We start from the raw sequence: 7,852 nt of genomic DNA, 5'->3' as shown, positions 1-7,852 counted from the left end.
TCGCGGGCGCGCTTTTCCTGGCTACAGGTCCCTTTTCGGGACTTGTTGGCCTCGCATGCGCGCTTTCCCTGGCTACATGTCCCTTTTCGGGACTTGTTGGCCTCGCATGCGCGCTTTCCATCGCTGCAAGTCCCTTTTCGGGACTTGTTAGGCTCGCGGTGGCGCTTTCCATCGCTGCAAGTCCCTTTTCGGGACTTGTTAGCCTCGCGGGCGCGCTTTCCATCGCTGCAAGTCCCTTTTCGGGACTTGTTAGCCTCGCACGCGCGCTTTCCATCGCTACAAGTCCCTTTTCGGGACTTGTTAGCCTCGCGGGCGCGCTTTCCATCGCTGCAAGTCCCTTTTCGGGACTTGTTAGCCTCGCGTCCGCGCCGACGCAACGCCGCCCGCGCCCCACCAAAAAAGCCGGTTATTCCCACGCCTCGGGAATAACCGGCTTTTATCCATCACCCTTGCTTCGCCAGCTTCGCAACGGCCATCAAGGCCGCATGAATCTCGCGCTCCACGGCATCCGACACGACATTCGTGTTCGGATCATACTCCGCCGCGAGATCCGCGTCCGCGAAGCCGTCGATCGCCACGATCGCACCAGCGCGGACGCCGCGGAGGGCGGCCACTACATAAAGCGCCGAGATTTCCATCTCCACGCCGAGCGCGCCGGCCGCCTTATATTTCGGATGGGGGAATTCCTCCACCCCGTTAAAGAATACATCCAGCGTCACCGTCATCCCTTTGCGGACGACGCCCTCGCCTAACGAGAGCGCGGATTCGTACAGCGCCTCAGCGACCGCGCTGTCCGCCACAGCCGGGAAGCCTTCCGGCACAAGCTGCTTCGTCAGCCCGTCCGTACGGATGGCCGCGGTGCTGACGACCAGGCTTCCCGCCGGCGTATCCGCCCGGTAGGAGCCGGCGGTGCCAACGCGGATCAGCGTCTTCGCACCGGCGCGAATCAGCTCCTCGAAGCAGACGGCCGCCCCCGGGCACCCGACGCCGTGGCTCGTCACGGCCAGCTCCACGCCTTCGTACGTCCCCACGAAGGTCCGGTATTCGCGGCTGAACGCCAGCTCGCGCGCGCCTTCCAGCTTGCGGGAGATGACTTCCGCGCGCTTCGGATCGCCGCAGACCACGACGAATTCGGGAATATCCTCAGAGTTCACTTGCAATATCGGCATCAACATATCAATCAAACTCCTTACGTGTCCATTCGTCTTCCGGTATATCCAGCGCTTCGCCGCTAAACCGCTGCTCCTTGAACGGATCGGCTTCATTATGGAAGCCGTTGCGTTCCCAGAAGCCCGGCCGGTCCTCCGCCATAAACTCAATGCCGCGCAGCCACTTCGCGCTTTTCCAGAAATACCGATGCGGCACAACCGTGCGCAGCGGCCAGCCATGCTTGTCCGTCAGCGGCTCTCCGTTGAAGCGGTAAGCAAGCAGCACATCGTCCCGCAGCAGGTCCTCGATCGGCACGTTCGTGTCATAGTCCGGATCCGCATGGAACATGACGTACTTGGCTTCCGGCTTGACCTTCAGCTCCTTCAGGAAATCCCGAAACAGAACCCCTTCCCACACCGTATCGAATTTGGACCAGCGTGTGACGCAGTGAATATCGGTTTGGAGCGTTACCGACTTCATCGACAAAATATCCTCATACGAAAATATCCGCTCCTCCTCAACTTCGCCGAATACCCGCAGCGTCCACTCAGACATGTCATAAACCGGTACCTCCCCTTCATGCAAAATGGGGAACTTCTCGGTCAGCGTCTGTCCGGGAGGCAGCTTGACGCGCTGCTCCTCGGTCAGGTTGCCGGCCGCGACCGGCTTCATTTTTTTCAAACGTTCCGCTTTCTTATGCACCTTCCGCTCATCTCCTTATGCAAAGTCTCGGGTCCATTTCCGAAAGATCACCGGGGCATCAAGCTTTATCGCGAGCTTGAGCCCTGCTTCAGCGCATCCTTCTGGAAGCTCTTATCCTTGAAGAAGAACATCGCCAGGATTGTAACGACATACGGCAGCATTTGGGTGAAATGTGTCGGCAGCGCCAGTCCCTGGAACCGGATGCTCAGCGCATCCATGAACCCGAACAGCAGACTTGCCGCCGTTACGCCAAGCGGGCCGGATTGGCCCAGCATTGTGGCAACCAGCGCGATGAAGCCGCGACCGGCGGTCATGCCCTCCGTAAACATCGTCACTTGTCCAAGCGACAGCTGCGCACCCGCAAGCGCGCACAGCACGCCGCTAGCCAGTACGGCGCCGTATTGATAACGGGCTACCCGAATCCCGACGCTCTTGGCCGCCAGCGGATTTTCACCCGCAGCCAGGAAGCGGAATCCGCTCTTCGTGCGATAAAAATAGTACCACATCAAACCCGCAATCAAAAATGACAAGTACACAAGCGGCGTCAATCCCGCCAAAATCGGCCCGATCACGGGAATATCCTCAATGACGGGGATATTCCATTTCGGCAGCCCCACCATCGTGTTGTCGTAAAAGGCGCCCTTTACATCGAAGATCGCCCGCAGGCTGAACGTGGTAAGCCCGGCCGCCAGCGCATTCATGGCGATCCCGACGACGATGACGTTCGCCCGCAGGTTTATGCTCAAATAGGCAAATATCAACGAAAAGATCGATACAATCGCAATCGCAAACAATATCGCATAAAACACGTTGCCGAAGTAGTAATTCCCAACCACTGCGGAGAACGCACCCAGCAGCATAAAGCCTTCCAGGCCGACATTGAACAATCCGACGCGCGAGCAGAGGGCTCCGCCGAGGGCTGCGAGCAGAATCGGCGTCAGCACCCGGAGCGCCGAGTTAATCAGGGCAAGGTCAAACAGCTGTTCCATCGGATTTGTTCTCCTTTCTGCGCTTCAGGAAGCTATATGTGAATCGGGCGGAAATAAACAGGATCAGAACGGCTTGGATGATATCTCCCACCTCAAGCGGCACTTCCGTATTCCGCTCGACGCCCATGCCGCCGGTCTGCAGCGCCGCCAGAAAAATCGCCGCAATCAGCGTGCCGATCGGATTCGATCCGGCCAGCAGGGCTGCCATAATGCCTGTCCAGGCATAATCCGCCGTGGATAATGCGCCGTCGATATAACGATACTGGGAGCCCAAGATCTCGACAGCACCGCCGAGACCCGCAAGACCGCCGCTTGCGAACATAGCGCCGATCATCATCGGCCCCCGCTTCACCCCGCCGAACAAGGCGAACAGCGGGTTCCCGCCGAGCATCCGGATTTCATAACCGACCACCGTACGCTTCAGCACCACAAAAATGATCAAAGCGGCGAGAACGGCCAGCACAAACCCGACGTGGAGGGGCATGCCCGAGATCAGCTTCGGCAGCCAAACGCTGTTGTCAAGCATCTCCGACTGGGCCATCGCCGCTGAGCCTGAGCGGTCCTTCAGCGGGTAGGCAACCAAATAGCCGGCAAACAGTACTGCCACATAGTTGAGCAGCAGCGTCGAGATCAGCAGGTTCACGCCGAATCTCGAATCGAAGTATCCGGCCATGACCGACCATAATCCGCCTGCGATAACGCCGGCGAGCAGAGCGGCAATGCACACGAGCCAGCCCGGTCCAGGCATATACAATCCGACCAATGCGGCGCAGAGCGCCCCGAACACCATCTGGCCTTCCGCTCCAAGGTTAAAGAAGCCCGCACGGAAGGCAAGCGCCGCGCCTAATCCGATCAGAATGATCGGCGTCGCCCGCGAGAGGGTGTTCGTGAAGAAATACATTCCTCCGAACGCGCCTTTCCACATTTCCGCATACGTCTCTAAAATGTCGCCTCCGGCAATAATAATTGCAATCGCTCCAGCCAATAGACCCACGATGATGGCTGCGACCGGCTGAAGCAGCGGAAGCGTTAATTTTGTCCATTTGTTCATTGCAATGTTCCTCCCGCCATCAGCAGTCCCAGTTTTTCCTCCGTCGCTTCCTTCGCGGACAGCTCGCCTGCGATCCGGCCTTCATACATAACCAAAACCCGGTCAGAGAGCTTCAAAATCTCGGTCAGCTCAGAGGACACGAGCAAAATTCCCGTTCCTTCTTCGCGCCGTTTCAACAGCTCGCCGTGAATCGTCTCCATGGCGCCAATGTCGACGCCGCGCGTAGGCTCCGCCGCGATCAGGAACGGCGTGCCCTGCTCCAGCTCGCGGGCGACAATCAGCTTCTGCAGATTGCCCCCGGACAAATACTGCGTGCTCGTCTCCAGCGAGCCCGTCTTAATCGAGAATTTCTGCACCCATCCCGAAACGAGGGCACGGATGTCCTTCAGCTTGAGGAGGCCGCTCTTCTGCAGCCGACGATGGTGACCCATCAGTCCGGTATCCATCACCGTGGCCGTCCGGTTGGCCCCCCACACGTAACGGTCCTCCGGGATGTGCGCAAGACCGCTCTCCCGAATATCTCTTGGTGCCTTGCCCGTAACGTCCTTGCCAGCGACGGCGATCCGGCCGCCGTCCGGCTGGGCCAGACCCGAGATGAGCTGAAGCAGCTCGGATTGTCCGTTGCCGGATATGCCCGCTACTCCTACGATCTCGCCTGCGCGGACGCTCAGGCTAACCGCATCCAGCACCGGCTTGCCCTTTGTGCCGCGCAGCGAAAGGTCCGTTACCTCCAGCACCTTATCTCCAGGCGTAATCGGCTTGCGATCCAGCTCCAGCAGCTCACGTCCGACCATCAGCCGGGAGATTTCATGCGCATCGGTAGCATGCTTATCCACCACGCCCGTCACCGCTCCGTCCCGAAGGACGGTAATGCGGTCGGCCACATCAAGCACTTCATTCAGCTTGTGACTGATCAGAATAAAGCTTTTGCCCTGCTTCGACAGCTGTTTTATAGCCTCCAAAAGCTCCTGGACCTCCAGCGGTGTGAGAACCCCCGTCGGCTCGTCCAGGATAATGATGTCCGCCCCTTGATAAAGCACCTTTAATATTTCGACCCGCTGCTGCACGCCGGGAGCGGTGCTGCTTACGATCGCCTGCGGATCCACCTTCATCCCGAATTTTTCGCATAGCTCTTCCACCGTCTTCACGGCCTGCTTCCGGTCAAAGACGGCCCCTGCGCCCGGTTCGTTGCCGATAACAATGTTCTCCGCGATCGTAAAGGAAGGAAACAGCATGAAATGCTGATGCACCATGCCGATTCCGCTCTGTATGGCATCCAAGGGACTGGCAAAGGACACTTCCTTGCCGTTCAGACGAATCGTACCCGAGGTCGGCTGCTCCATCCCGTACAAAATCCGCATCAGCGTCGTTTTACCTGCACCATTCTCTCCGACAATCGCATGAACTTCACCTGCGCGCAGCGAAAAATCAATGCCGCGGTTTGCGCTAAACTCGCCATACTTTTTCGTAATACTGTCCATCTGGAGTAGCATGTCGGTTATGCCTTCCTTTCGCTTCTGAATAAAAGACCGACTGCCCTATGCGCAGCCGGTCCAGGTGAGAACTAGTTTTGTTCCAATGCGTTCGTTACTTTAATTTTTCCAGCGATTATATCGTCAGAAATCACCTTGAGCTGGTCTACAATGTCTTGTCCAATGAACGGGTTCAGCGGAGTTTTGCTCTCATGCGTGACATAAGTGAGGCCTACGCCGCCTTCCTTCAAGCCATACTCGCGAACATCAAAGGAAAATTTGCCTTCCACAAAGTCTTTGACCGTCTCGTACGCAACGGCGTCCGTTCCCTTCAGCTGAGCCAAGACAACATGCTCGGGATCGGTGCCGGTGTTGTCCGTATCTTGGCCGGACGTGTAGAAGCCCTTCTCCTTCGCAGCTTCGAATACGCCTAGGTCGCCTACGGCGGACATGCCTGCTACGAAATCCGCGCCTTTGGAATTTTGCAGGAGCGCAAGCTCTTTCGCTTTCGCCGGATCGTCAAATCCGCCGACGAAGTTAACGAAGATTTCGACATTCGGGTTGACGGATTTCGCGCCTTCCTCAAAGCCCTTGATATACTTGTGCATAATCGGAATATCGTCTGCCACGACATTGCCGACCTTGTTCGTTTTCGTTGCCAATCCGGCAGCCGCTCCAAGGAGGTAAGCCGCCTCATGCTCGCGGAATCCGACGCTGCGAACGTTCGGCAAGTCGACAACGGTATCAATGATCGCGAACGGTACGTCCGGATTCTCCGGCGCAACCTTCTTAAGCGCATCTTCCATCTGGAATGTGGTTGTGATGATCAAGTCATATTTCTCTGCCACGGCTGTGCGCAGATTTTGCTCGATCGAGGCCGGATCCGTCGATTCGATCGTCTTCACTTCCACGTCGAAATCGGCAGCCGCTTTCTGCAAGCCTTCGTCCATCAAGGCAAAGAATGGATTCACGCCGATCTTCTCAGGAAGAACGAGCGCAATGCGTTTCTTATCTTTAGACCCTTCAGCACCGCCAGCTTCGGCACCTTTGTCGGTCGACTTATCATTGCTGCCGCAGCCTGCCAGCAGTCCGACGGAGAGTACGAGTGTTAATAGAATTGACCATGTCTTCTTCATGTCCTGAGCTTATCCTCCTAAGTGAGCACGTTTTATACTATTATCCTAGGGTATAGACAAGCAGATGTCAAAACAAAAATTTTAGCGTTTTATGTAGTTTAATGTGTTTTTTAGCAAAAATTTGGTCGAAAACTGCATATATCACAGAACATTCCTTAATAAAAATGTCATTAATGTTCGGAAAATGCCAACATTTGATCAGTCGTTTTTACCATAGAACCAGGGTGAAAGCGCATTATTTTTCAAAACAGCCGGCATTCAACCGCTCCTTATTATTTCTATATCGTACAAAGCAGAGATACATCCAGACCTTCGGCCGTACTAGAGGAAGGCAATTTATTGGAGAATAGACCACGACTTGGACTTCTTCCTTTACCATAGGACCATGGATTTTGTTTAGAGGACCACCACAATTATTGCATCTAGTCCCAGCTAAAACCTTTCTTAATTAAATACGAGAATTAAATACAAGTTAAAAAATGGTTTTTATTTGCAACATTTATGAGTTGTTATGCATTAAGAATATGAACGATCATTATTTAGTAGTGATTTTTATAATTCATGAAAAGAGGGAGAAAACTCTCCAACTCCCCCATCATTTAGGAGGAAGAATTTCAATGAAAAATAAATGGTTGGCTATAATTTTGGCATTTTTCGTATTGATTGGCGGGGTGATCTATTCAACGGGTACAGTTAATAGTAAACAAGGTTCAACAAATATCGCTACACAGACGGACCATACATCTGCAGACAAGAGGATCGATAAATCAACATCAAAACCGAAATCTGTGCATGGTCAAATTCAGATTTTTCCTTTTGAAGAGGCAGTTAACCGATCTGATTTAATTGCCAAAGTTAGAATAGGAAAAAAGTCAGGAGAATTGAATGAGCCTGTACCAAAAACGGTATTTAATGCTCAGATATTAGAAACTCAGAAATCCGATGTGAAGGTTGAGCTGGAATCTATCCAGATTATGCAGCAGGGTACCGATGAAATATTGTTTAATGATAACCCTATATTTAATGAGAATGAGGAATACATTTTATTCCTGAAAAAAGCCGTGGGACCAATAACACAAGAGTATCCTGACTTATATTGGATCACTGGAGAAGAATCAAACATGTATAAAGTAATCGGGGATCAACTAGTTGAAAGACAGGCATTCATTAAAAATGAGCTTCTAGATATTCAAGATAAAAGCTTCGTTGCTAAACAATCCTCCGGAAAACCTACCCAAATTCTTGATGAAGCTGAACTGAGCAAAAAGATAAAGTCTTTCGTGAAGAATTAGATATTGGTCTCATGCTAAAGGGGATGCCTGACACGGCATCCCCTTTCCATTAAAATGAAGC

The 7,852-nt window shown here is 53.7% G+C and carries 7 protein-coding genes; 1 reads left to right on the top strand and 6 read right to left on the bottom strand.

Annotated features, from left to right (window positions below):
* Positions 1-443: 443 nt before the first annotated feature.
* From J2Z18_RS22805 to J2Z18_RS22780, 6 genes are all read right to left on the bottom strand, one after another.
* The gene (locus J2Z18_RS22805; RefSeq protein ID WP_007131271.1) at positions 444-1,175 is read right to left on the bottom strand and encodes a nucleoside phosphorylase; all 732 of its coding nucleotides are present in this window, start codon (positions 1,173-1,175) and stop codon (positions 444-446) included.
* 1 nt (position 1,176) lies between these two features.
* On the bottom strand, positions 1,177-1,851 hold the full coding sequence (locus J2Z18_RS22800) for a sulfite oxidase-like oxidoreductase (RefSeq protein WP_007131270.1): 675 nt from the start codon (positions 1,849-1,851) through the stop codon (positions 1,177-1,179).
* Between the two features lie 65 nt (positions 1,852-1,916).
* Positions 1,917-2,840 (bottom strand): ABC transporter permease, encoded by a 924-nt coding sequence (locus tag J2Z18_RS22795; RefSeq protein WP_007131269.1) that lies wholly within the window; start codon positions 2,838-2,840, stop codon positions 1,917-1,919.
* The gene (locus J2Z18_RS22790) at positions 2,824-3,891 is read right to left on the bottom strand and encodes an ABC transporter permease (protein WP_077569504.1); all 1,068 of its coding nucleotides are present in this window, start codon (positions 3,889-3,891) and stop codon (positions 2,824-2,826) included. Before J2Z18_RS22790 ends, J2Z18_RS22795 begins: the two co-directional genes overlap by 17 nt.
* Positions 3,888-5,384, bottom strand: coding sequence for an ABC transporter ATP-binding protein (locus tag J2Z18_RS22785; protein WP_210095400.1), 1,497 nt, complete (start codon positions 5,382-5,384; stop codon positions 3,888-3,890). Before J2Z18_RS22785 ends, J2Z18_RS22790 begins: the two co-directional genes overlap by 4 nt.
* A 71-nt stretch (positions 5,385-5,455) precedes the next feature.
* Positions 5,456-6,499 (bottom strand): BMP family protein, encoded by a 1,044-nt coding sequence (locus tag J2Z18_RS22780; RefSeq protein WP_210095399.1) that lies wholly within the window; start codon positions 6,497-6,499, stop codon positions 5,456-5,458.
* Between the two features lie 617 nt (positions 6,500-7,116).
* Here J2Z18_RS22780 and J2Z18_RS22775 point away from each other — a divergent pair.
* Positions 7,117-7,791, top strand: coding sequence for a hypothetical protein (locus tag J2Z18_RS22775; protein ID WP_007131265.1), 675 nt, complete (start codon positions 7,117-7,119; stop codon positions 7,789-7,791).
* Positions 7,792-7,852: the final 61 nt, after the last annotated feature.

The sequence above is a fragment of the Paenibacillus lactis genome (assembly GCF_017873605.1).
In the GTDB taxonomy this organism is placed as follows: Bacteria; Bacillota; Bacilli; order Paenibacillales; family Paenibacillaceae; genus Paenibacillus_AQ; species Paenibacillus_AQ lactis.
The sequence above is the reverse complement of the archived record's forward strand: the minus strand, read 5'-3'. Positions and strand labels throughout refer to the sequence as shown.

Coding starts and splice junctions, on each gene's coding strand:
- J2Z18_RS22790 (WP_077569504.1), bottom strand. CDS start 3,891: ATGAACAAATGGACAAAATTAACGCTTCCGCTGCTTCAGCCGGTCGCA.
- J2Z18_RS22785 (WP_210095400.1), bottom strand. CDS start 5,384: ATGCTACTCCAGATGGACAGTATTACGAAAAAGTATGGCGAGTTTAGC.
- J2Z18_RS22805 (WP_007131271.1), bottom strand. CDS start 1,175: ATGTTGATGCCGATATTGCAAGTGAACTCTGAGGATATTCCCGAATTC.
- J2Z18_RS22795 (WP_007131269.1), bottom strand. CDS start 2,840: ATGGAACAGCTGTTTGACCTTGCCCTGATTAACTCGGCGCTCCGGGTG.
- J2Z18_RS22780 (WP_210095399.1), bottom strand. CDS start 6,499: ATGAAGAAGACATGGTCAATTCTATTAACACTCGTACTCTCCGTCGGA.
- J2Z18_RS22775 (WP_007131265.1), top strand. CDS start 7,117: ATGAAAAATAAATGGTTGGCTATAATTTTGGCATTTTTCGTATTGATT.